This is a genomic window from Pseudomonas sp. DTU_2021_1001937_2_SI_NGA_ILE_001 (assembly GCF_032463525.1).
Taxonomy (GTDB): Bacteria; Pseudomonadota; Gammaproteobacteria; order Pseudomonadales; family Pseudomonadaceae; genus Aquipseudomonas.
The window spans coordinates 518,105-542,052 of the sequence record NZ_CP135971.1 but is presented as its reverse complement, the minus strand read 5'-3'; the positions used below and the strand labels follow the sequence as shown (position 1 = coordinate 542,052).

Below are 23,948 nucleotides of genomic sequence, written 5' to 3'. Positions count from 1 at the left end.
TCAGGCCTGCACGGCATCCACTGCCAGGGCCTGGTCGCGCCCGGCCGCCTTGGCCGCGTACAAGGCGCGGTCGGCCTCATCGATCAGGCGCCGGGCATGGCCACCTGGCTGCAGGCTGGCCACGCCGAGGCTGACGGTCACCACACCGAAGGGGCTGCCCTGATGCGGCAGACCCAGGCCGCGTATCTGTGCCGCAATCTGCTCGGCCAGCACCAGGGCTGCCGAGGCGTCGCGCCCCGGCAGGGTCAGGGCGATTTCCTCACCGCCATAACGCGCCACCCGGTCGGCATGCCCGTGCACGCAGCGACGGATGGTTCGCGCCAGGATCTTCAGGCACTCATCACCCGCCAGATGGCCATAGAGGTCGTTGAAGCCTTTGAAGAAGTCCACGTCCAGGATCACCAGCGACAGCGGCTGCTGCTCGCGGTGCGCGCACTCGATCTGTTGATCCAGGTTCCTGTCGAAACGCCGCCGGTTGTCCAGGCCGGTGAGCGTGTCTTCACCGGCGATGTATTCCAGGGTGCGGTTGAGTTCCAGCAGACGCGCCTGCGACTCGCGCAGTGCCTGTTCAGCGTGAATGCGGCTGCGGATATGCCCCATCAGGCGTCGCCCCATGAGGATCAGCAGCGCCAGCAGGGCCAGCACCACCAGCAGCGAATATCGACTCTGGCTGCGCCAGCCCTGCATGACCTCGTCGTAACCCACCGTGACGGTGGTCACCAGCGGGTAGATCCGGCTGCGAGTAAAGGCGTGGACCCCCTCCACCCGATCATCGCTGGAGCGAAAATCCACGGTGCCCGCCGTCGCTTCGCGCAGCGGCATGGCGAAGATCGGCGTCCTCGAAACGTCGGAGCCGACCTCGTCCGGACGAAACGGGTAGCGCACCAACAGATGTCCCTCACTGGACGTCAGGCTAATCACCCCGGACTTGCCGACCTGGATATCCGCGTAGACCTGCAGGAAATCCATGACGTCGATGACCAGCACCACGACGCCGGCGAAACGTCCCTGGGCATCGTCGAAGCGCCGACTGACGGTGATGCCCCACCGGTCATCGACAGGACTGAGGATCGCCTGGCCAACGAACACGTCCCGGTCGACCTGGTCACGGTGGTGCATGAAAAATCCGCGTTTGCTGCTGTCCAGACCGATCAACCGCTCACGCGTGGAATAGCGGTTCACGCCTTGGGCATCCAGGATCGAGATCCGGTCGACCGCTGGCATGGCGCGCATCTGCCGGTCGATCAGCGGCCTGAGTGCAGCCAGCCGAGAAAGATCGGCATCATTCGCCTCAATCCGCTCGCTGAGGCTGAGCAGCACCAGTTCGCTCTGCTTGAACAAGCCCTCGTTATAGGTATTGAGGGTGTTGGACAGATTGCTCAGTTGAATGCGGATGGCGTTCAGGGCATTGCGCCGCCCCGTTTCGATCTGCCAGGCCATCAGCACAACGACACAGATGCAGCCCAGGAAGATCAGCCAAGCGGCTAGCCTAAGATCCCTTTTCAATAAGCCTCACCCGACCAGTCAGCACGATATGCACGGTATTGGCGCCAAACTGCGCCAATACCGCCGGGCAGTCAACATCATAATGACATCACCCCTTCAGCCTGGTGCGATGGCGCTAGGCGCATTACTGATCAGTTAGACCCGGCAGGAGCGGCTTCAGCCGCGAAGCGCCCGCCTGTTCACAGCAGATGCAATGAATTTCCTGGCGTTTTCGCGGCTAAAGCCGCTCCCACTGGGCCACATGCCGCTTAATCGAACGGTATTGGCCTAGGACAGGCTGCACGCATTGACCGGCGGCACGCGCCCCTGCCAGGGCCTGGCGCGTTCCAGCTGCGCGGCCAGGGCCAGCAACAGCGACTCCTCACCGAAGCGGCCCATGAAGTGCGCGCCCAGCGGTAACCCTCCGGGGCTCCAGTACAACGGCACCGACATCGCCGGCTGGCCACTGGCATTGGCCAGCGCCGTGTACGGCGAATAGCTGTGGAAGTGCTCGATCAGCCGTTCGATGGACCAGTCGTCCCGCACCGCCTGCAATTCGCCGATGCGCGGCGGCAGGCGCGCCAGGGTCGGTGTCAGCACCACGTCATAGTCCTGCATGAACGCCGCCATGCGCCGACCGAAGGCATGGATCCATTCCACCGCTGCGGCGTAGCAGGCGCCGCTGACCTGCCCGCGCTCACGCAGGATGACCCGTGTGCGCGCCTCCACTTCAGCCTCGTTGACCGGTGCACCGCGCATCTGGCCCAGCACGTCCAGGTAGTTGCGGGTGCTGGCGCCGATGATGTTGAACACTTGGTCGAGAAACTCCTCAAGCACCACCGGCAGGCTTTCCACCACCACGTGATGGCCCAGGGACTCGCACAGCCGCGCCGCATCGCGCGCGGCCTCCAGGCTCTCGGACGACACATCCCAAGGCCCTACCCGCTCTACCAGGGCGATGCGCAGGGGCGATGGGTCGGCCTGCAGCGCCAGGCGATACGGCTTGCTCGCCAGCGGCGCCGCATAAGGTGCGCCCAGGTCGATGCCCGCCGTGGCATCCAGCAGCGCAGCGCTGTCGCGCACGCTCAGGGTAATCGCATGGCCGGTGCCCATCCCTGCCCAGCCTTCACCGACGACCGGGCCGGAAGGCAGCAGACCACGGCTGGGCTTGAAGCCGAACACGCCACAGCACGAGGCTGGGACCCGCAGCGAACCACCGCCATCGTTGCCATGTGCGAAGGGCACCACCCGCGCAGCCACCAGCGCTGCCGCACCGCCGCTGGATCCTCCGGCACTGTGCGCCAGGTTCCAAGGGTTATGGGTCGCACCGAAGCGGTCGGATTCGGTGCTGTACGAGGTGCCGAATTCCGGCGAGGTGCTGGTGCCCATCAGCACGCAACCGCTGCGTCGCAGGCGCGCAGTCAGCTCGCCATCGAAGTCTGGGCGGGCGCCGCCCAATGCACGCGAGCCGTTGCTCATCAAGGCGCCGGCCAGCGGCGAGAACAGATCCTTGACCAGGGTCGGTACACCAGCGAACGGGCCCTGGCGCGTGGTCGGCTGCTGAGCGGCCTGACGAGCCTTGTCGTAGAGCCGCTCGACCACCGCGTTGAGCTGCGGCTCGACCTTTTCCAGCCGCACGATCGCGGCTTCGAGCAGTTCTTCGGGGTGAACCTCGCCCTGGCGCACGCGGGCAGCCAGCGCCGTGGCATCTTCCTGATCGAACAGTGCCTGGATATCTTGCATGTCGTTATTCCTGATGGTTCAGAGGAGAAAGGTCGGCACGGGCAAGCTGGCGACGCTGAACGGCCACCGCGGCGCAAAGCGCTGCCAGACAAAGCCCGGCCAGGGCCATGCAGAAAATCGCCTGGGCGACACTGCCGGCGAACGCCGCCACGCCCAGTACCACCATCGGGCTGATGAACTGGCCCAGGTACAGGCAGGCAGTGAAAACACCCAGGCCTCGGCCACGGGTACGGGCCGTCAGAGCGTTCATCACGGGGGCCATGACATTGGGCACCAGCAGACCGGCACCTACGCCGTGGCAGAACACCGCCAGCAACACCGCGCTGTAGCTGGTCGCGCGCATCAGCAGCCACAGGCCCACACCCAACAGCACCAGCAACAGGGCGTTGCCGCCGGCCACGCCCAGACTGCGCCGCACCAGCGGCCAGAGCAGCGAGCCCAGCAAGGTGGACAGCAGCCCCAACCCTGCGGAGAGGCCGATCAGCGTGCTGGAGGTCACGCCCATGGCCACCAACAGGCCGGGCGTCTGTACCGGAACCACGAAGGTCAGAATCATGCCGACGAATACCAGGGCGTAGCCGATCAGCAGCGAACCGAGCGCCACCCGCCCTCGCTCACCGGCCACCGGCTGCTGCGCCGCCTGACGTGGCGGCTCCCACAGCCAGCGCGCCATCAGCGGCAGCAACAGCAAGGGCAGCAGGTACAGGGCGAACGGCAGGCGCCAGCTGTGCTCGCCCAAGGCGCCGCCGGCCACGAAGAACAGCGCGCCAACCGAGCCGATGGTCACCACCTGGCGATTGACGTAGCGCATCCGCTCTTCGCCGTGCCAATAGTCGGCGATCAGCGTCGCGCAGCAGGTCATCACCGCGGCTTCCGCACAACCGAACAGCAGCCGCACGACGACGATGGACAACAGGTCATGGAGCAGCAGCGGCAAGGCACCGAGCAGCGCGTAGAACAGCGTGCCGAGCAGCAGCAGGTTCTTGCGCCCGATACGGTCGGCCAGCCAGCCGGCCAACGGCGCGAACAAGGCAATGGCCAGCGCCGGGCCGGCCACCACCAGAGGCACCAGCGCATCGGCATGCGCCGTGGTCGGCCCGAACTCGGCGCCGATCTGCGGCATCACCGGGGCAACCATCACCGCGCCCATCACCGTCAGGCTGCTGCCCAGCACCAGTACCGCGCCCTCACGCCGCCCACTGGCGGTCCTGAGGGTTTTCTCATTCAGAGTTGTCATGCTGATGCTCCTCAGAAGCTCACGCCGACGCGCAGCGCGACGGCATAACCCTCGGCACGGTTACGTGCCTCGAATTCCTTGTAGGCGTGCAGCCAGACGGCCGGCAGTCCCGGCTGTACGAAGCCCAGCGCCGGCCCGACGGCCAGGACTCTGGCACGGTTGCCGGTGGTGAGGTTCGGCGCATCATCGTCGCTGAACTGCCGGTAGTAGTAGCCACCGATCCCAGCGGTCCACGGACCGAAATGCTGGCCCACGGCGAATTCATGACGATATTCGGTGCCGTTCTTGTAATCGGTGGCGTCGTTGCGGGTGTTGAAGTCGACCTGGAAGCTCGACGACACCTCGAACCCGGTCTCGCTGATCCAGGTGGCGTTGACCATCGGCGAGAAAGTCCAGTGGTTGAGGCCGGGCGAAACCAGACGATTGCGATCGTAGTCGCCGGTGGGTGCCTGGATCTGGAACTGCGTATTGACGAACAGGTTGGGCGCCAGCTTCCACTCCAGAATCAGCGGGGTGACCTGAATGTCCGCCAGGCGGAACGGGTCGGCGGCCAGTTCCAGGCGCCCGGCCGGCGTGTCGATCCCCACTTCGGCGTCCATCTTGAAGAACGGCACCACGGTGCTGAAGCCATAGCGAGCGCCGAACAAGTTGTAGTCGGTCATGCGGATGTAGGCCAGGCCCAGCGACAGCACGCTCAGCGAGAAGTCATTGGGCACGTCGTCCCCACGACGGTCCTTCTGCACGGTGGCCTTGTACCAGTTGGTGCGCAAACCCACGGTACCGTTGGGCGTGGTCGGCGGCATCATCCCGGCGCCGAAGTCGTAGACACCGAAGGCCGTGGTCGGCGCGCCGTTTTCCGTGGCCAGCGCACCGCCAGCCAGGCCCATCAGGCCGGCGAACACCAGCGTCTGTGCATTTTTTTTCTTATGGTTCATGGGATGCCCCTTGGTCGAGTGTGGACAGGGACATCCTGTGGCGGACGGGTCAGCCGCCGTTATCCATTTTCAGCACAGCTCACGCGCCGGAGGGTTTGCGATGGCAACTCGCCGAACATCTGCCGGTACTCCCCGGAAAAACGGCTCAGGTGCCAGAAGCCCCAGCGCGCGGCGACGTCCTGCACCGACATGACGCCCTCGCCCCCCAACAGCTCACGACGCACCGCATTGAGGCGCACCGCGCGCAGGTAGGCCAGCGGGTTGATGCCCAGGGCTTCCTGGAAGCAGTACTGCAACTTGCGGCGGCTGGCACCGATGCTGTTGCATAGCTCCAGCAGGGTGAACGGCTGGTCGAGGTGGGCCAGCGCGTAGTCGCGGGCGCGGTCGACCATGCGCTTTCGTGCCGTACCGTTGAGAGGCTCCGGGTCCTGGGCAAGCTGGTCGAGCAGTTGCAGCATCAGCGCATCGCGCAGCCCGTGGCGGATCGCCTCATAGCGCAGCGCCGACAGTTGCCCCTGCGGGCTGAACAGCTCGTTGAGCAGGTTGTACAGCTCTATGTGTAACCCCGCCTCTTCCAGACGGTAACAGGTGGGAAAGGCGCTGATCCCGAGGGTCTGGTTCTGCTGCTGCAGCACTTCTTCCAGCGCCTGGCGCTCCACGGCGATGCATAGCAGGTCGAGGGTTCCTGGCGTACGGATCTGCGGCAGGTCATCGGCCTGGGCGATCAGCAGGCTGGGAGTCCGAATAGTATGGCCGGCACAGTAGACGTCGCCGTGCGGCGCCAGTGGCAGGCTGAAGGTCACCGCGCCGGGCCAGGCCTGGCCGCTCTTGACCATCGACTGGTTGGAACGGTCGCGCACCAGTTGCATCCAGCCACAGCGCAGCTCGGTGAGTTCGCCGCTGAAGCGTCCGGGCGTCACCTGGTCGTAGTGCAGCTTCCAGCTGGACAGGTTGTGCGCATGTTCATCGATATCGGTGGCCCGGCAATGACGCATGCCGGGGATGTTCCAGGCAGATTCATGGTCCGCCGCATTGTGCTCGTGCATCTTGGTAACCCCCCACGCAATCGGGAAGATCAAGGCAAGTTTCGTTCCCTGCCAGCGGGGAGCAGGCGATTTGTGCCGGAATCGGATAGTGACCGATGGCCCTCTCGTGAGGCCTTTTTTCGTGGCGGGACAAGAAAGGGCTTGCGCAAGCAATCTTATGGTATACCATCATACGAAATACAACCGCCCAACCGATGGGAGCCCTCCATGAGCTTTGAAATCCGCAAGATCGTCACCTACTCCGAAGAAACCTTCATCGAAGGTGGCAAGGCCACCGACAAGCCGGTGACCATGGTCGGCCTGGCAGCGGTGATCAAGAACCCGTGGGTCGGTCGTGGCTTCGTGGAAGACCTCAAACCGGAAATCCGTGCCTGGTGCTCCGATCTCGGCGCGCTGATGGTCGAGCGGCTGACCGCCGCCATCGGTGGTGCCGACAAGATCGAAGCCTACGGCAAGGCCGCCGTGGTCGGTGCCGATGGCGAGATCGAACACGCCTCGGCCGTGATCCACACCTTGCGCTTCGGCAACCACTACCGTGAAGCGGTAAAAGCCAAGAGCTACCTGAGCTTCACCAACAAGCGCGGCGGGCCAGGCACCTCCATCCAGATTCCGATGATGCACAAGGATGACGAAGGTCTGCGTTCGCACTACATCACCCTGGAAATGCAGATCGAAGATTCGCCACGCGCCGACGAGATTATCGTGGTGCTGGGTGCCGCCGACGGTGGCCGCCTGCACCCACGCATCGGCAACCGCTATATCGACCTGGAAGAACTGGCAGCCGAAAAAGCTGCGCAATAATTTGCCAAACGCATCTGTCACCGGAGTCGGCAGGCACCTGCCTGGCACGCGCAGCGCTGTTGCACTGCCCTGCCGCAGGACCGCCGGCTCCGGAACAGCGCCCGATAACACCTGTGCAGGAGCAATCCATGATTCAGCTCTCCGCTGAACGCACCCCGGCCGGCACCAGCTACCTGACGACCGGCCAGGGCCATCCCGTGGTGTTGATTCACGGGGTGGGGCTCAACAAAGAAATGTGGGGCGGGCAGATTGTCGGCCTGTCCACCAACTACCGGGTCATCGCCTACGACATGCTCGGCCACGGCGCCAGCCCGCGCCCTGAGCCAGACACCGGCCTGCCAGGCTATGCCGAACAGTTGCTCGAGCTGCTCGACCATCTGGGTATCGAGCATGCCACGGTGATCGGCTTCTCGATGGGTGGCCTGGTCGCGCGAGCCTTCGCCCTGCACTACCCGCAGCGCCTGGCCGGCCTGGTGATCCTCAACAGCGTGTTCAACCGTACGCCCGAGCAGCGTGCCGGGGTCATCGCACGCACCAGTCAGGCTGCCGAGCACGGCCCGGACGCCAATGCCGGCGAAGCCCTGGCGCGCTGGTTCAGCCGTGAATACCAGGCGGCCAACCCGGCGCAGATCGCCGCGATCCGCCAGGACCTGGCCAACAACGACCCGCAGGGCTACCTGACCACCTATAAACTGTTCGCCACCCAGGACATGTACCGTGCCGAGGACCTGGGCAGCATCAGTGTTCCGACGCTGGTGGCCACCGGTGAGCTTGACCCCGGTTCGACCCCGGACATGGCGCGCCAGCTGGCGATGCGCATCAAGGGTGCCGAAGTGGCGATCCTGCCTGAGCAACGGCATATGATGCCGGTCGAGTCGCCGCGCCTGGTCAATCAGGTGCTGCTGGACTTCCTCGACAAGTCCGCAGCCTTACACAACCCGATCAAAGGGGATGTTGCATGAGCCTTACCCGCTTCCAGATGTGCATCGACGGCCAATGGGTCGATGCGCTGTCCGGCAAGACCTTCGACAGCCTGAACCCGGCGCTGGCCGAGCCCTGGGCACAACTGCCCGACGCCGACGAGGCGGACGTGGAGCGCGCCGTGCAGGCCGCGCAGCAGGCGTTCGAAAGCCCGGCCTGGCGTGGCCTGACCGCCACTGCGCGGGGCAAGCTGCTGCGTCGCCTGGGTGACCTGATCGCCGAGAACAAGGAACACCTGGCTCAGCTGGAAAGCCGTGACAACGGCAAGCTGATCCGCGAAACCCGCGGCCAGGTCGGCTACCTGCCGGAGTTCTTCCATTACACCGCCGGCCTGGCCGACAAACTCGAAGGCGGCACCCTGCCCCTCGACAAGCCAGACCTGTTCGCCTACACCGTGCACGAGCCGATGGGCGTGGTCGCCGGGATCATCCCCTGGAACAGCCCGCTGTACCTGACCGCGATCAAGCTGGCCCCGGCCCTGGCCGCCGGCAACACCATCGTGCTCAAGCCCTCCGAACACGCCTCGGCGACCATCCTCGAACTGGCTCGCCTGGCGCTGCAAGCCGGCTTCCCGGCCGGCGTGGTCAACGTGGTCACCGGCTACGGCCCGAGCACCGGTGCGGCGCTCACTCGTCACCCGCTGGTGCGCAAGATCGCCTTCACCGGCGGCGCTGCCACGGCGCGTCACGTGGTGCGCAGCAGCGCCGAGAACTTCGCCAAGCTGTCGCTGGAACTGGGTGGCAAGTCACCCAACATCATCTTCGCCGACGCCGACCTGGACAGCGCCATCAACGGCGTGGTGGCCGGTATCTACGCCGCCTCCGGACAAAGCTGCGTGGCCGGCTCGCGCCTGCTGGTGCAAGACGAGATCTTCGACGAGTTCGTCGAGCGGTTGATCGAACGCGCCAAGCGCATCCGTATCGGCAACCCGCAGGATGAAACCAGCGAGATGGGCCCGATGGCCACCGCCCAGCAACTGGCTGTGGTCGAAGGCCTGGTCGCCGACGCCCTGGCCGAAGGCGCGCGCCTGCGCCTGGGCGGCAAGCGCCCGGATACCGCCGAGGCCGGCTGGTTCTACGAGCCGACCCTGTTCGAGTGCGACAGCAACTCGATGAAGATCATGCAGGAGGAAGTCTTCGGCCCCGTGGCCTCGGTCATCCGCTTCAAGGACGAGGCCGAGGCCCTGGCCATCGCCAACGACTCGCAGTTCGGCCTGGCCGCCGGCATCTGGACCCGTGACCTGGGGCGTGCGCACCGGCTGGCTCGTGACGTGCGTTCCGGTATCATCTGGGTCAACACCTACCGTGCGGTATCGGCCATGGCGCCCATCGGCGGTTTCAAGAACAGCGGCTATGGCCGTGAGAGCGGCATCGATTCGGTGCTGGCCTATACCGAACTCAAGACGGTATGGATCAACCTCTCGCAAGCGCCGATGCCCGATCCCTTCGTGATGCGTTAACCGAGGCTGCAGCAATGATCGAACCCGGTATCTACAAAGAAGTCATGGGCTCCTTCCCGTCCGGGGTGACCATCGTCACCACCCTGGACACCGAGGGCAACCTGGTAGGCATCACCGCCAGCGCGTTCAGCGCACTGTCCATCGACCCGGCACTGGTGCTGTTCTGCCCCAATTACGCCTCCGACACCTACCCGGTGCTGCGCGACAGCAAACGCTTCGCCATCCACCTGCTCAGCGCCGACCAGCAGGCCGAAGCCTATGCCTTCGCCGGCAAGGGCAAGGACAAGGCCAAAGGCATCGAGTACAGCCTCAGCGCACTGGGCAACCCGCTGCTGGCCAAGGCCACGGCGATCATCGAGTGCGAGCTGTGGCGCGAATACGATGGCGGCGACCACGCGATCATCGTCGGCGCGGTGAAGAACCTGATCCTGCCGGAAACGCCCGCTACCCCGATGATCTATCATCGCGGCAAGCTCGGCGCCCTGCCGGCACTGGCCTGAATCTCGGAAAACGCCGACATGGGCAGCCTTGCTGGTTCGAGGCCACGGCGTGATAAACTCGGCGACGGCCCGGGTACCTCAGGGTGCCCGGGCCTTTGCATGACCCCAGTCCATTTCTGGCTGTCGCGGGGTATGAAGGTTCGTGCAACGGACCCTTCTTCGCCAAGCAGTCAGCCAAACTCCGAGCCGAACCGATGAAACGCCTGCCCCTCGACGATACCTTCAAGGTCAACCGCAATCCCGTCACCCTGCGGGAAATCGTGTTGGACAAACTGCGCAGCGCGATCATGAACTTCCAGTTGCTGCCCGGCGACCGCCTGGTCGAGCGCGACCTGTGCGACCGCCTGGGGGTCAGTCGTACGTCGGTCCGCGAGGCCCTGCGGCATCTGGAGTCCGAAGGCCTGGTGGAGTTCGCTGACGCCAAAGGCCCGCGCGTGGCGATCATCACCCTCGAAGACGCCTGCGACATCTACGAGCTGCGCTGCGTGCTCGAAGGCCTGATCGTCCAGCTCTTTACCCTGCGCGCCACGCCCCGCGACATCCGCGCCCTGGAGAACGCCCTGGAAGAGAACCGCCAGGCCCTCAAGGACGGCGAGCTGCAGCAGGTCATCGATTCGGTACAGGGCTTCTACGACGTGTTGCTCGAAGGCTCCGGCAACCATGTGGCGGCCACCCAGCTGCGCCAGTTGCAGGCCCGCATCAGCTACCTGCGCGCCACCTCGGTATCCCAGGAAAACCGCCGCGGCGCCAGCAACCAGGAAATGGAGCGCATGGTCGAGGCGATCAAGAGCGGTGACCCGCTGGCCGCCCACCAGGCCTCGGTGGACCACGTCCGCAACGCCGCCCGCGTGGCGCTGGAGTACCTGCAGTCCAAGCAGGACGACGACACCCAGGCACGTGAAATTGTGCAGCCGATGGCCATCAAAGACCCACGCATAGGAAGCTGACATGGCGCTGCCGCGTTACTGCCCGCAATGCGGCAGCACCGACCTGGCCCACCGCACCCCGGCGGGCGATACCCATGAACGCCTGGTCTGCGGCGGCTGCCAGTACATCCATTACGTCAACCCGAAGATCATCGCCGGCTGCATCATCGAGCAGGACGGCAAGTACCTGCTGTGCCAGCGCGCCATTCCACCGCGCCCCGGCACCTGGACCCTGCCGGCCGGCTTCATGGAAGGCGGCGAGACCACCGAGCAGGCGGCCCTGCGCGAGGTGTGGGAAGAATCCGGGGTCCGCGCCGAAATCATCTCGCCCTACTCGATCTTCAGCGTGCCAAAGATCAGCGAGGTGTACATCATCTTCCGCGCCATCGCCCTGGAAGTGACCGGGCAGTTCGGCCCGGAGACCCAGGACTACCGCTTCTTCGCCCCCGAGGAAATCCCCTGGGAGTCAATCTACTACCCCGCCATCCGGCAGATCCTCGAGCGCTACATCACCGAGCGGCAGGCCGGGGTGTATGGCATCTATATCGGCAACGATGACAGCGGCAAGGTGCACTTCATTCGCTAGTGCTTGAATGTGACCCCACCATGAAGTCGCTTCCAGAAGCCCTGCAGAATTTTCTCGACCAGGCCACCGTCGTCGGTGAGGCGCTGCTGCCGGTGCACTACCCCGCCCCGGACGGCTTCGACGCGTTGCAGATCGGCTACCGCACCCATGGCCTGACGGGCCAGAGCCTGGTAGGCGACGCCGACGGCGATTGGCAGCCCAGCTGGTTCGTCATCGCCATGACCGGCCTGGATGACCCCATTTTCATTTCCACGGCCAAAGCCCACAGCGGTTACCCGGTGTATTACGCACCACACGGTGCTGGCCGCTGGGATGCCATGCAGATTGCACCCAGCCTGGCGGCCTTCGGCCGACTGCTGGCGACATTGGCAGAAGTGAATGACGACGATGCTGCGTTCGCACGCGTAGTTCTCGACGAGACCGATGCGTCGAACGCGTTCTGGCGCGAGATTCTCGATGCGCGCCGCAATGCCGAGGCCCCGCAAGCGCCATCAGTAGAGACGGGGAACTTCGATCCAACGGACCATCAACAGAGTGATTTGCTGGTGATTGACCTGGGTCCGCAAAAACTCAAGGTCATCCAACTCGTCAGCAAAAGCCGCGGATTACCATTGAAGGAAGCGCTGGCGCTCGCCGAAGCGCTTCCCCTCAAAGCTGCAAGCGGCGTGAAGCCAGGACTGCGCCGCTTGAGCGAGCAACTCGAACAGTCAGGAGCAAGGGTCGAATTCCGTCGGGTGTAGAGCTGCCGGTCATAAAAGCCCCTCTCGTCATCCCCTCGCCCCCGATCAAGACCGAGCCACCCGAGAGCGGTTGAGCCGTAGCCCTCAGTGCTCATACTGGTCCGGGTAGGAGCGGCTTCAGCCGCGAAGCGACCGCCTGTTCATAGCAGATGCAGTGAATTTCCTGGCGCTTTCGCGGCTGAAGCCGCTCCCACCGGGCCACATGACGCCTAACTGAACAGTATTGCCTTTAGTGCCAATACTGGTCAGTTAGACCGTGGGCGGGGACGTGCGGTTGATCGGCATCCGGCCAAACAGGTACCTGCTAGATGCCTTCTACAATCACGATCTCCGCCTTGGCCACGCCCTGGCGGTGGCTCATGGCTTCCTGATACTCAGGCGAGTTGTAGCAGGCGATGGCCTGTTCATAGGAGTCGAACTCAATCACCACGGTACGTTGCGGGGTGTCGCGGCCTTCGATCGCCTCGGAGCGACCACCGCGCGCCATGAATTTGCCACCAAATAATTTGAACGCGGCTGGCGCGCGCTGGGTATATTCGCTGTACTGCTGTGGGTCGGTTACATCCACATGGGCAATCCAATAGGCTTTCATCGCGATCTCACTGTTTCAATGGAAGGGAATCTGTGAAATATTCTGTCTTATGGTATACCACGATTTACCACGCCAACACCATGACAGCGAGATCCAGATAATGCCGTTCGACCGTATCGAGGACATCATTGAAGACTATCGTCAGGGCAAGATGGTCTTGCTGGTCGATGACGAAGATCGCGAAAACGAAGGCGACCTGCTGCTCGCCGCCGACCGCTGCACCCCGGAAGCGATCAGCTTCATGGCCCGCGAAGCGCGTGGCCTGATCTGCCTGACCCTTACCGACGAACACTGCCAGCGCCTGGGCCTGGAGCAAATGGTGCCCAGCAACGGCAGCGTGTTCGCCACCGCCTTCACCGTGTCCATCGAAGCCGCCACTGGCGTGACCACCGGCATCAGCGCCGCCGACCGCGCGCGCACCGTGCAGGCCGCCGTCGCCCCGAACGCCTGCGCCGAAGACCTGGTACAACCCGGCCACATTTTCCCACTGCGCGCCCGTGAAGGTGGGGTGCTGACCCGCGCCGGGCACACCGAGGCCGGTTGCGACCTGGCGCGCCTGGCCGGCTACAGCCCGGCTTCGGTGATCGTCGAAGTGATGAACGACGACGGCACCATGGCACGCCGCCCCGACCTGGAAAAATTCGCCGCACGCCACGGCATCCGCATCGGCACCATTGCCGACCTCATCCACTACCGCCTGAGCAACGAGCACACCGTCGAGCGCATCGGCGAACGCGAGCTGCCCACCGTGCATGGCACCTTCCGCCTGTTCACCTACGAAGACCGCATCGAAGGCGGCGTACACATGGCCATGGTCATGGGCGACATCCGGCGTGAACAGCCGACCCTGGTGCGCGTGCATGTGGTCGACCCGCTGCGTGACCTGGTCGGCGCCGAATACACCGGTCCGGCCAACTGGACCCTGTGGGCCGCCCTGCAGAAGGTCGCCGAAGAAGGCAGCGGCGTGGTGGTGGTGCTGGCCAATCATGAATCTTCCCAGGCGCTGCTCGAACGGGTGCCGCAACTGACCAAGCCGCCCCGGCAGTACACCCGCTCGCAGTCACGTATCTATTCCGAAGTCGGCACCGCGCAGATCCTTCAGGACCTGGGCGTCGGCAAGCTGCGCCACCTCGGCCCTCCGCTGAAATACGCGGGCTTGACCGGCTACGATCTGGAAGTGGTGGAAAGCATTCCGTTCACCGGCTGAACGGAACAATCCGTGCGTTACAAATCACCGCGATGAAAAGGCGTTCAGGAGGTGCTCAGGCGAGGCAAAACCCTTGCACAAAGTTTGGAATACCATAATATGATATTCCGTAGACCGTAGATTTTTGTCAGGTGCGCCCGTCTCAGGGAGAGCCATAACAAACAGCCCCTGGCACGGTCGCCAGTTCCAGTTTCAAAGGTCCGCATTGGGCCTGCTGCTCCGAATAAGCGGGCATGGATACCGGCCCGCTCAAAACACAACAAATGAGGGCGTGAAAATGGTGTTGAACAAACGTGCAACTGCAGTCCTGGCTGCTGGCGTGTTGGCATTCTCAAGTGTCACCGCCATGGCCGCCGAGAGCGTCAACTTCGTCAGCTGGGGAGGCTCGACGCAGGACGCCCAGAAGCAGGCCTGGGCCAACCCGTTCACCAAGGCGACCGGCATCACCGTCGTACAAGACGGCCCGACCGACTACGGCAAGCTCAAGGCCATGGTCGAAAGCGGCAACGTGCAGTGGGACGTGGTAGACGTAGAGGCAGACTTCGCCCTGCGCGCTGCCAGCGAAGGCCTGCTGGAACCCCTGGACTTCAATACCATCAAGCGCGACCAGATCGACCCGCGCTTCGTTTCCGACCATGGCGCCGGTTCGTTCTTCTTCTCCTTCGTACTGGGCTACAACGAAGGCAAGGTAGGCGGCAAGAACCCGCAGGACTGGGCGGCGATGTTCGACACCGCCACCTACCCCGGCAAGCGTGCCCTGTACAAGTGGCCGAGCCCCGGCGTGCTGGAGCTGGCCCTGCTGGCCGACGGCGTGGAAAAAGACAAGCTCTACCCGCTGGACCTGGACCGCGCCTTCAAAAAACTCGACACCATCAAGAAAGACATCGTCTGGTGGGGCGGCGGCGCGCAATCCCAGCAGCTGCTCGCCTCGGGTGAAGCGGTGATGGGCCAGATGTGGAACGGCCGCGTCTACGCCCTGCAGCAGGACGGCGCACCGGTCGGCGTGAGCTGGAAGCAGAACCTGGTCATGGCCGACTTCCTGGTCGTGCCGAGGGGCAGCAAGAACAAGGACGCGGCGATGAAATTCATTGCCGAGGCTACCAGCGCCAAAGGCCAGGCCGACTTCTCCAACCTCAGCGCCTACGCCCCGGTGAACCTGGGCAGTCAGCAACGCCTGGACTCGACCCTGGCCAAGAACCTGCCGACCGCTTACCCGGCCGATCAGATCACCCTGGACTTCGCCTACTGGGCCAAGAACGGCGCTGATATCGCCAAGCGGTGGAACGAATGGCTGGTCAAGTAAAGCTGTCGGCCGCCGTTGGCGGCCAATCCCCTGCGTCCGGTGGTGCCTCGCGCACCGCCGCATGCGCGGTTCACGCCCCGCAAGCGCACAAGGGAGCGAACATGAGCCACAAGCCTTCCCTTTCCCAACGCTGGCGCGGCAGCCGCAACCTGTTGCCGGCGCTGCTGTTCCTGGGGCTGTTCTTCTTCGCACCGCTGATCGGCCTGCTGATCCGCGGTGTCATGGAACCGGTGCCGGGCCTGGGCAACTACGAACAACTGTTCGCCAACTCCGCCTACTCCCGCGTCCTGTTCAACACCTTCTCGGTCGCCGGCCTGGTCACCCTGTTCAGCGTGCTGCTGGGCTTCCCGCTGGCCTGGGCGATCACCTTGGTACCCAAGGGCTGGGGCCGCTGGATTCTCAACATCGTGCTGCTGTCGATGTGGACCAGCCTGCTGGCACGCACCTACTCCTGGCTGGTGCTGCTGCAAGCCTCCGGCGTGGTGAACAAGGTGCTGATGGCCATGGGCATCATCGATCAACCCCTGGAAATGGTGCACAACCTTACCGGCGTGGTGATCGGCATGACCTACATCATGATCCCGTTCATCGTCCTGCCCTTGCAGGCCACCATGCAAGCCATCGACCCGATGGTGTTGCAGGCCGGCTCGGTATGCGGTGCCAGCCCCTGGACCAACTTCTTCCGGGTGTTCCTGCCGTTGTGCCGTCCAGGGCTGTTCTCCGGCGGCCTGATGGTCTTCGTGATGTCGCTGGGTTACTACGTCACCCCCGCCCTGCTCGGTGGCGCGCAGAACATGATGCTGCCGGAGTTCATCGTCCAGCAGGTGCAATCGTTCCTCAACTGGGGCCTGGCGAGTGCGGCAGCGGCGCTGCTGATCGTCATCACCCTGGCGCTGTTCTACTTCTACCTGAAGCTCCAGCCGGAATCCCCGGTCGGCGCCAGTAACGCGAGGTAAACGGTCATGCTACTGACCCCCAACGCCATGGGCGCACGGCTAAGGATCGGCCTGTATACCGTCACCGGATTGATCGCGCTGTTTCTGCTGTTGCCCATCCTGTTCATCGTCCTGCTGTCGTTCGGCTCCTCCCAGTGGCTGGTGTTCCCACCGCCGGGCTGGACCCTGAAGTGGTATCAGCAGTTCTTCTCCAACCCGGAGTGGATGGACGCTGCGCTGTCGAGCTTCAAGGTGGCCATCCTCACCACCATCGCCGCCGTGGCCCTGGGCCTGCCCACCGCCTTTGCGCTGGTGCGTGGACGCTTCCCCGGTCGTGACATGCTCTACGGGCTGTTCACCCTGCCGATGATCGTGCCACTGGTGATCATCGCCGTGGCGATCTATGCGCTGTTTCTCAAGCTGGGCTACACCGGCACGCTGTTCGCTTTCGTGGTCAGCCACGTGATCGTCGCCCTGCCCTTCACCATCATCTCGATCATCAATTCGCTGAAGCTGTTCGACCAGTCCATCGAGGACGCCGCAGTGATCTGCGGCGCGTCGCGGATCCAGGCGATCGTCAAGGTGACCTTCCCGGCGATCCGCCCCGGCATGGTCGCCGGCGCCCTGTTCGCCTTCCTGGTCTCCTGGGACGAGGTGGTGCTCAGCGTGATGATGGCCAGCCCGACCCTGCAGACCCTGCCCGTCAAGATGTGGACCACCCTGCGTCAGGACCTCACCCCCGTCATCGCCGTCGCCTCGACGCTGCTGATCGGCCTGTCGGTGCTGGTCATGTTCATCGCCGCGACCCTGCGTCGCCGTAACGAAGCCCGGAGTACCTCATGAGCGCCGTGATCAAAGACAAGCCACAAACCGGCCAACCGCTGGTACGCCTGCGCAACCTGAACAAGCACTACGGCGACTTCGCTGCGGTGGACGACATTGACCTGGACATCCAGGACGGTGAGTTCCTGACTTTCCTGGGCTCCAGCGGCTCGGGCAAGAGCACCACGTTGTCGATGCTCGCCGGTTTCGAAACCCCGAGCAGCGGCGAGATCCTGGTCAACGGCCAGTCGCTGGTCAACGTGCCACCGCACAAGCGCGGTATCGGCATGGTGTTCCAGCGTTACTCGCTGTTCCCGCATCTGAGCGTGCGCGACAACATCGCGTTCCCGCTGAACATCCGCAAGCTCGACGCCGCCGAGCGCGACCGCAAGGTCGACGCCATGCTCAAGCTGGTGCAACTGGAGCAGTTCGCTCATCGGCGCCCGGCGCAACTCTCCGGCGGTCAGCAGCAGCGCGTGGCCATCGCCCGGGCGCTGGTCTACGAACCACGCATTCTGCTGATGGACGAACCGCTGGGCGCGCTGGACAAGAAACTGCGTGAAGACCTGCAGGACGAACTGCGCCAGTTGCATCGTCGCCTGGGCATCACCATCGTCTACGTGACCCACGACCAGGAAGAAGCCATGCGCCTGAGCCAGCGCATCGCGATCTTCAGCCACGGCAAGATCGTCGGCCTGGGCACCGGCTACGACCTGTACCAGAATCCGCCGAATGCCTTCGTGGCATCGTTCCTGGGCAACTCCAACTTCCTGCGCGCCAAGGCCCAGGGTAACGCCGTGGCGACTTTCGAAGGCCAGCCGCTGTCGATCCGCATCACCGCCGGGCTGCAAACCGACCAGGATGTGCTGCTGATGGTGCGTCCGGAAAAGGCCCAGGCACTGAGCGTCGAACAGGCCCAGGCTACGCCGCTGGCCGAAGGCTGGAACCAGGTCAGTGCCAAGGTCACCGAAGTGCTGTTCCTCGGCGAAAGCCAGACCTGCGCAGTGGTCACCGACGGTGGTACGGCGATGACGGTCAAGGCCCTGTCGGCCACCGGCATGCCACTCAAGGCCGGCGACAGCGTGAAGGTGCGCTGGGCGACCAGCGACGCCTGCCTGTACACCGAGTGGGCGGAAAGCGACCTGAACAAGGCCGCCGGCGCGCACTGATCGGCGTCAGCGGCCAGTGAACGCGATGCCCTCTTCGGAGGGCATCGTCGTTTTCAGCCGTTACAGGGTTGCGCGGCACCGGCCCGCACGGGCAGGCGCAGCACGCTGAACAACCCCAGCAGGGCCATGCCCGCGCCGACCCACAGCGGCGCACGCAGGCCGAAACCGGCTTCGATCACCACGCCCCCACCCCAACTGCCCAGGGCCAGGCCAGCCGTGATCACCGAAGTGTGCAGGGTATTGACCAGTGCGCTGGGGGCCGCGGCCTTCATCACCCGCGCCACCATTGCCGGGTTCAGCGCCACGCCGGTCAGGCCCAGGGCGAAGAAGCACGCCAGGTTCAGCCAGCGCCATTCGCCAGCCAGGGCGAAGCCGGCCAGCGCCAGCACCATGACCGCCAGACCGAGGCGCAAGGCGGAAAAGGTATGGCTGTCCGCTACGCGGCCGACCAGCATGTTGCCGATCAGATTGGCCACCCCGTACAGCGCCAGCAGCGGTGCGACATTGCCCGGCTCGATGCCCACCTCTTCGATCAGGATCGGCGTGCAGTAGCTGAATGCGGCGAAGGTCGCGCCGATGATCAGCCCGCTGGTCAGGTAAGCCGCCCACAGGCTGGGGTTGCCCAGCGAGCGCCACTGCTGCGCCAGGGGCGGCTGGTCACCGGCCTTGCTGGCCGGCAGGCAACTGGCCGCAAGCACGGTGCAGGCCAGCGCCAGGGCGGCGACCAGCCAGGAGCTGGCGCGCCAGCCGTAGTGGTGTTCGACCCAGGCGGTGGCTGGTACGCCCACCACCGGAGAAAGCATCAGCCCGGCCAGCACGATGGATATCGCCCGACCGCGATTGCGCTCCTCCACCAGGCCCGCGCACAAGGTCATGCACAGGCCGATGCACGCGGCGCTGGAAACGCCCATGAGAATGCGCGCGACCGCCAGCGCCATGTAGCTGCTGGCCATTGCCCCCAGCACCCCGGCAGCCACGTAGACCGCCAGCAGGCCGACCAGCGCCGGCTTGTTGCCAATGTTGCGCGACACCAGCAGCAGGGTTACCGGCGGCCCACCGAGGGCCATGCCCAGCGCATAGAAAGCGATGAGGTTGCCCACTTCGGCAAGGCTCACGGAAAAGGCATCGGCCAGGGCGGGCATCATCCCGGCGACCATGAATTCGGCGGTGACCAGGGAGAAAATGGTCAGGCCCAGCAAATAGACGGTTGGCGGCAGTCTGGACGTATCGGTCATGGATCTCTCTGTCAGGAAAAAACCGACCAGCCTAAGCGTTGTTGAACGATCGGTCAAATATGCCGTTCCCTGTTCAGCCCTGACCGACCTGCGTCGCCCCTTCAGCGGAGCATTCACCGCCAATGACGGTCCATACCCTGTGAGCGCCACGGCGAGCCTGCCCGCGCAGGGCTCGCTTTTCCTATTCGATCAACCGCGAGGTATTCATGTCCAAGCAGCAACCGATCATCGAACTCTCTGACGGCAACCGTATCCCGCAGCTGGGCCTGGGGGTCTGGCAGGCCAGTCCCGAGCAGGCAGCCAGTGCCGTGCGCCAGGCCTTGCAGGCCGGTTACCGACATATCGACACCGCAGCCATCTACGAGAACGAAGAAGGTGTGGGCCAGGGCCTGCAAGAGGCTGGCGTGCCCCGTGAGCAGGTGTTCATCACCACCAAGGTATGGAACAGCGAACAGGGCTTCGATAGCGCCACCCGCGCCCTGGATGCCAGCCTGGCACGGCTGAAGCTCGACTATGTCGACCTGCTGCTGATCCACTGGCCGACCCCGGCCAAGGATCGTTACGTGGAAACCTGGAAGGCGCTGATCCAGGCCCGCGAACAGGGCAAGGTGCGCTCCATCGGCGTATCGAACTTCAACCCCGAGCACCTGCAGCGCCTGATCGATGAGACCGGCGTGACGCCGGTGCTCAACCAGATCGAACTGCACCCGTCGTTCCAGCAGCGTGAACTGCGCCAGGCTCATGAACGGCTGAACATCCGCACCGAATCCTGGAGCCCGCTGGGCCAGGGCAAGGGTCTGGAACATCCGCAGATCAAGCAGATCGCCAGCAAGCACGGGCGCAGCCCCGCGCAGGTAATCATCCGTTGGCACCTGCAGCTGGGCCTGATCGCCATTCCGAAATCGGTGACCGAATCGCGTATTCAGGAAAACTTCCAGGTCTTCGACTTCCAGCTCGACGCGGACGACCTGGCGGCCATCGCCACGCTGGACGCTGGCGAGCGCCTGGGACCGAACCCCGCCACCCTGAACTGAGCCAGCGCCGGCCTCAATACCGTTCGGCCGGGCGTTACGTGCCTCGGTAGAAGCGGCTCAACCGCAATATTGTTCGGTTAGGGGTAAAAGCGGCTTCAGCCGCGAAGCGACCGCCTGTTCACAACAGATGCACTGAATTTCCTGGCGCTTTCGCGGCTAAAGCCGCTCCCACCGGGCCACATGCCGCTTGACCGAACAGCATTGGCGCTAGCCCGCACGTTTCAGCAACCCTTCCACGGTGGCGGTCAGCGCTTCGAGGGCGAACGGTTTGGTCAGCACCGCAGTGCCAGGGCTCAACGGCGCATCACCCAATACATGAGGCAGCGCATAGCCGGTCATGAACAGCACCGGCAGGTCAGGACGGGCCTGACGCGCCGCCTCGGCCATCTGTCGGCCATCCAGGCCGCCCGGCAGGCCGATATCGGTCACCAGCAGATCAATGCGGATATCCGAGCGCAATAATTGCAGGCCTGCCTGGCTGTCGGCCGCTTCGATCACCACATAGCCGCAATTGCCGAGCAGCTCGCTGACGAACAGGCGCACCGAAGACTCGTCATCGACCACCAGCACCGTCTCACCCGCGGCCACCGAGGGTGTCTCGGCACCTTGCGGCTGGGGCGTCGCTGCCTGAGCTTCGCCGGCATGGCAAGGCAACTGCAGGTACACGCAGGTGCCCTGACCGGGCTGCGAAGCAATACGCACCTGCCCGCCGGACTGGCGGGCGAAGCCGTACACCATTGACAAGCCCAGCCCCGTACCCGCCCCCACCGGCTTGGTGGTGAAGAACGGCTCGAAGGCCTTGGCCAGCACCTCCGGGCTCATGCCGGTGCCGTTGTCGGACACGCGGATGGTCAGGTACTGACCTGGTGCCAGCTCGGGGTCGATGTCCGCCCCCGGCACCAGCAGTTGGTTGCAGGTGCTGATACTGATGGCGCCACCGCCCGGCAAGGCATCGCGGGCATTGATGCACAGGTTGAGCAAGGCGTTCTCGACCTGTGCAGGGTCGATCAGGCAGGTCTTCAACATCGCCGCCAGATGCACCTTGAGGCTGATCGACGGCCCCACGGTGCGCCGGATCAATTCCTCCATGCCGCCGATCAGGGCGTTCACGTCGGTGGGCACGGGCAGCAGGGTCTGGCGCCGGGAAAAGGCCAGCAACCGGTGGGTCAGGGCGGCGGCGCGTTGCGCGGCACCCTGGGCCACGGCCAGGTAGCGTTCCAGATCGGCCGTGCGGCCCTGGCCAAGACGCAGACGGATCAGGTCCAGGCTGCCGCTGATACCGGCCAGCAGGTTGTTGAAGTCATGCGCGATACCGCCGGTCAATTGCCCGACTGCCTCCATCTTCTGCGCCTGGCGCAGCGCGTCTTCGGCGGCCTCGCGTTCGGCGATGGCCTGGCTGACCCGCGCCTCCAGAGTGCGATTGAGGTCCATGAGTGCCGACTCGGCATTCTTGCGCGCGGTGACGTCGATGGACGAACCGATCAGGCCGATGACCTGGCCGTCATCGTCGAGCAGCGGCGCCTTGACGGAAAACCAGTGAGTCTCCGAACCATCGGGCATGTCCACCCGTTCTTCGATCTGCTCCACCACACCGCCATGCATGATGCGCTGGTCGGTCTCCATCACCTGGCGCGCCTGGACCTTGTCTTCGAGAAACTCCAGGTCGGTCTTGCCCAGGTAATACTCCGGCGGCTTGCCGATCAGCAGCGTCGCGCCATGGTTGGCGACCAGCATGCGCCCCTGGAGGTCCTTGGCGTACACCACACCCGGCACGGCGGCAGCGAAGGTGCGCAGCAGCGCGGAAAAACGGTCGCGTTCAGCCTCGGCGGCGCGGCGTGACTCGATGTCCATCAGCACGCCGGGAAAGCGCACGGCCCGGCCCTCGGCATCCAGTTCGGCACGGCCGTTGGCTTCGACCCAGCGGTAACGGCCATCATCGTGGCGCACCCGGTACTCGCAACGAAACGCACCGCCGCGCTGCATCGTGACGTCGATGTCGCGGGACAGCCGTTCCAGGTCTTCGGGGTGGATCGAGCTGAACGCCTCGGCAATGGGGATGCCGGCCATGCAGCGCTCGGCAGCGATGCCGAAAGTCCGCGCAAAACGCTCGTCAGCGGTGACGCGATCTTCGGGGATATCCCATACCCAGGTGCCGATGATCGCACCGGCATCCAAGGCCAGCTGCAGGCGCTCGGCGGCATCCGCCGCAAACACACCACTGAGGCTGCCGGAGCTGGGAGGCAGCGAAGCTTTTGAGTCCATATACAGTCTCGATTAACGTTCGTTGCCCAGGCCGCCCTGCACGGACACTGCCAGGCAAAGCCAAATGCCATGACAGTCGAGCACGGCATTATAGACACGCCAAGCGCCGCGTCACCTCCGTGACGCGACACACACGAAAATGCTCCAATGGCGACCTCACCTGAATGCCTGCAACAAGGACACCTTGCATGACCCAAGCCACCGACAACGCCTTCTACGACCGTGCCGACGCGCATATCGAGCTGTCCAACCAACAGCTCGGCGACAGCGATAACCCGGGGGCGGTCGCCGCTTCGATGACCTTCGCGGCCACCCGCTTCAGCACCTGGGTGAGTGCCCGTGGCTTCAAGTCTGGCGAGGAAATGGCCGCAGCCCGCGAAGCCATGCTCAAGTACTTCTGTGACCAGTACCGGATGATGCTCGAAGACAACCTGGACGATTACATCGCGCAGTTCGAGCAGTACATGAACGGCCAGCGCAACGATGCATGAACACGCCGCGCCCCTTGAGTTGAGACCCGCCCGAGTCACCGACCTGCCGGCTGTCTACCGCGGCGAGCTGGACTATATCCAGACTTGGGAGCCGACCCATGAAGCGGCCTGGCGGCTTGACCTGGAGCGCCACTTGACGCGCTGGAGCGAGCATTTCAGTCGGCTGACCGTCGCTGAACGGGCTGGCCGCTTCGCCGGCTATGCCTTATGGATGCCAGAGGCCGGTCGTGCCGAGCTGGTCACCCTGCACGTGGCGCCCTGGTGCCGACGCCAAGGCATTGCCAAAGCCCTGCTGCACGCCTATGCCAGGGCGGCCGCGACCGAAGGGCTCAGCCAGCTGGCGCTGAGCGTGCGCCACGACAACCCGGCCAGGCATCTCTATGAACAGGTCGGTTTCGTGCGCACGGCAACCGACGCCAAGGGTTACCTGGAATACCGGTGCCAGGCCTGATCCAGGAC

23 protein-coding genes are annotated in these 23,948 nt (G+C 64.5%); 15 read left to right on the top strand and 8 right to left on the bottom strand.

The annotated features are described in order from the left end of the window. The 5 genes from RRX38_RS02330 to RRX38_RS02310 all read right to left on the bottom strand — a co-directional run bounded on the left by RRX38_RS02330 (position 1) and on the right by RRX38_RS02310 (position 6,395). Positions 1-1,440 (bottom strand): sensor domain-containing diguanylate cyclase, encoded by a 1,440-nt coding sequence (locus RRX38_RS02330; RefSeq protein ID WP_315961337.1) that lies wholly within the window; start codon positions 1,438-1,440, stop codon positions 1-3. Between the two features lie 333 nt (positions 1,441-1,773). Further along, positions 1,774-3,228 carry an amidase gene (locus tag RRX38_RS02325; protein ID WP_315961336.1) on the bottom strand — a complete coding sequence of 485 codons (1,455 nt, stop codon included), beginning with the start codon at positions 3,226-3,228 and terminating at the stop codon, positions 1,774-1,776. A gap of 4 nt (positions 3,229-3,232) precedes the next feature. Then, the gene (locus tag RRX38_RS02320; RefSeq protein ID WP_315961335.1) at positions 3,233-4,465 is read right to left on the bottom strand and encodes an MFS transporter; all 1,233 of its coding nucleotides are present in this window, start codon (positions 4,463-4,465) and stop codon (positions 3,233-3,235) included. An 11-nt stretch (positions 4,466-4,476) separates the two neighbouring features. Beyond that, complete coding sequence (locus RRX38_RS02315; RefSeq protein WP_315961334.1) at positions 4,477-5,400, bottom strand: transporter; 924 nt, start codon at positions 5,398-5,400, stop codon at positions 4,477-4,479. Between the two features lie 59 nt (positions 5,401-5,459). Next, positions 5,460-6,395 carry a helix-turn-helix domain-containing protein gene (locus RRX38_RS02310; RefSeq protein ID WP_315962619.1) on the bottom strand — a complete coding sequence of 312 codons (936 nt, stop codon included), beginning with the start codon at positions 6,393-6,395 and terminating at the stop codon, positions 5,460-5,462. Between the two features lie 258 nt (positions 6,396-6,653). Here RRX38_RS02310 and RRX38_RS02305 point away from each other — a divergent pair, with 258 nt between their 5' ends. The 7 genes from RRX38_RS02305 (at position 6,654) to RRX38_RS02275 (ending at position 12,439) form a co-directional block, all read left to right on the top strand. Continuing rightward, the gene (locus RRX38_RS02305) at positions 6,654-7,247 is read left to right on the top strand and encodes an amino acid synthesis family protein (protein WP_315961333.1); all 594 of its coding nucleotides are present in this window, start codon (positions 6,654-6,656) and stop codon (positions 7,245-7,247) included. 128 nt (positions 7,248-7,375) lie between these two features. Further along, positions 7,376-8,209 carry an alpha/beta fold hydrolase gene (locus RRX38_RS02300; RefSeq protein WP_315961332.1) on the top strand — a complete coding sequence of 278 codons (834 nt, stop codon included), beginning with the start codon at positions 7,376-7,378 and terminating at the stop codon, positions 8,207-8,209. After that, positions 8,206-9,687, top strand: a complete 1,482-nt coding sequence (locus tag RRX38_RS02295) for an aldehyde dehydrogenase (RefSeq protein ID WP_315961331.1) — start codon at positions 8,206-8,208, stop codon at positions 9,685-9,687. The genes RRX38_RS02300 and RRX38_RS02295 overlap by 4 nt, the downstream gene beginning before the upstream one ends. A gap of 14 nt (positions 9,688-9,701) precedes the next feature. Beyond that, the gene (locus tag RRX38_RS02290; RefSeq protein WP_315961330.1) at positions 9,702-10,187 is read left to right on the top strand and encodes a flavin reductase family protein; all 486 of its coding nucleotides are present in this window, start codon (positions 9,702-9,704) and stop codon (positions 10,185-10,187) included. A 194-nt stretch (positions 10,188-10,381) separates the two neighbouring features. Further along, positions 10,382-11,134, top strand: coding sequence for a GntR family transcriptional regulator (locus RRX38_RS02285; protein ID WP_315961329.1), 753 nt, complete (start codon positions 10,382-10,384; stop codon positions 11,132-11,134). Position 11,135: 1 nt separating this feature from the next. After that, the gene (locus tag RRX38_RS02280) at positions 11,136-11,699 is read left to right on the top strand and encodes an NUDIX hydrolase (protein WP_315961328.1); all 564 of its coding nucleotides are present in this window, start codon (positions 11,136-11,138) and stop codon (positions 11,697-11,699) included. Between the two features lie 20 nt (positions 11,700-11,719). After that, positions 11,720-12,439 carry an SMI1/KNR4 family protein gene (locus RRX38_RS02275; RefSeq protein ID WP_315961327.1) on the top strand — a complete coding sequence of 240 codons (720 nt, stop codon included), beginning with the start codon at positions 11,720-11,722 and terminating at the stop codon, positions 12,437-12,439. Positions 12,440-12,743: 304 nt separating this feature from the next. Here RRX38_RS02275 and RRX38_RS02270 read toward each other — a convergent pair whose 3' ends face one another. After that, positions 12,744-13,031 (bottom strand): DUF1330 domain-containing protein, encoded by a 288-nt coding sequence (locus RRX38_RS02270; protein WP_315961326.1) that lies wholly within the window; start codon positions 13,029-13,031, stop codon positions 12,744-12,746. Between the two features lie 100 nt (positions 13,032-13,131). Here RRX38_RS02270 and ribBA point away from each other — a divergent pair, with 100 nt between their 5' ends. The 5 genes from ribBA to RRX38_RS02245 all read left to right on the top strand — a co-directional run bounded on the left by ribBA (position 13,132) and on the right by RRX38_RS02245 (position 18,467). Continuing rightward, positions 13,132-14,238, top strand: coding sequence for a bifunctional 3,4-dihydroxy-2-butanone-4-phosphate synthase/GTP cyclohydrolase II (gene ribBA / locus RRX38_RS02265; protein ID WP_315961325.1), 1,107 nt, complete (start codon positions 13,132-13,134; stop codon positions 14,236-14,238). 277 nt (positions 14,239-14,515) lie between these two features. Further along, on the top strand, positions 14,516-15,541 hold the full coding sequence (locus RRX38_RS02260) for an ABC transporter substrate-binding protein (protein ID WP_315961324.1): 1,026 nt from the start codon (positions 14,516-14,518) through the stop codon (positions 15,539-15,541). Further along, positions 15,526-16,497 (top strand): ABC transporter permease, encoded by a 972-nt coding sequence (locus RRX38_RS02255; protein ID WP_410524861.1) that lies wholly within the window; start codon positions 15,526-15,528, stop codon positions 16,495-16,497. Before RRX38_RS02260 ends, RRX38_RS02255 begins: the two co-directional genes overlap by 16 nt. 6 nt (positions 16,498-16,503) lie before the next feature. Continuing rightward, positions 16,504-17,319, top strand: coding sequence for an ABC transporter permease (locus RRX38_RS02250; protein WP_315961323.1), 816 nt, complete (start codon positions 16,504-16,506; stop codon positions 17,317-17,319). After that, a complete protein-coding gene (locus RRX38_RS02245; protein WP_315961322.1) occupies positions 17,316-18,467 on the top strand; it encodes an ABC transporter ATP-binding protein in 1,152 nt (383 codons plus the stop codon). Before RRX38_RS02250 ends, RRX38_RS02245 begins: the two co-directional genes overlap by 4 nt. Positions 18,468-18,520: 53 nt before the next feature. On the opposite strand, the gene RRX38_RS02240 is transcribed toward RRX38_RS02245, so the two are convergent. Continuing rightward, a complete protein-coding gene (locus RRX38_RS02240) occupies positions 18,521-19,702 on the bottom strand; it encodes an MFS transporter (RefSeq protein ID WP_315961321.1) in 1,182 nt (393 codons plus the stop codon). A 206-nt stretch (positions 19,703-19,908) separates the two neighbouring features. Here RRX38_RS02240 and RRX38_RS02235 point away from each other — a divergent pair, with 206 nt between their 5' ends. After that, on the top strand, positions 19,909-20,736 hold the full coding sequence (locus RRX38_RS02235) for an aldo/keto reductase (RefSeq protein WP_315961320.1): 828 nt from the start codon (positions 19,909-19,911) through the stop codon (positions 20,734-20,736). Positions 20,737-20,943: 207 nt separating this feature from the next. Here RRX38_RS02235 and RRX38_RS02230 read toward each other — a convergent pair whose 3' ends face one another. Next, positions 20,944-22,998, bottom strand: coding sequence for a PAS domain-containing sensor histidine kinase (locus RRX38_RS02230; protein WP_315961319.1), 2,055 nt, complete (start codon positions 22,996-22,998; stop codon positions 20,944-20,946). A 188-nt stretch (positions 22,999-23,186) separates the two neighbouring features. Here RRX38_RS02230 and RRX38_RS02225 point away from each other — a divergent pair, with 188 nt between their 5' ends. After that, a complete protein-coding gene (locus tag RRX38_RS02225; RefSeq protein ID WP_315961318.1) occupies positions 23,187-23,489 on the top strand; it encodes a DUF3144 domain-containing protein in 303 nt (100 codons plus the stop codon). Beyond that, entirely contained in the window at positions 23,482-23,940 is a 459-nt protein-coding gene (locus tag RRX38_RS02220; protein WP_315961317.1) for an N-acetyltransferase, read from the top strand. Before RRX38_RS02225 ends, RRX38_RS02220 begins: the two co-directional genes overlap by 8 nt. Positions 23,941-23,948 lie beyond the last annotated feature (8 nt).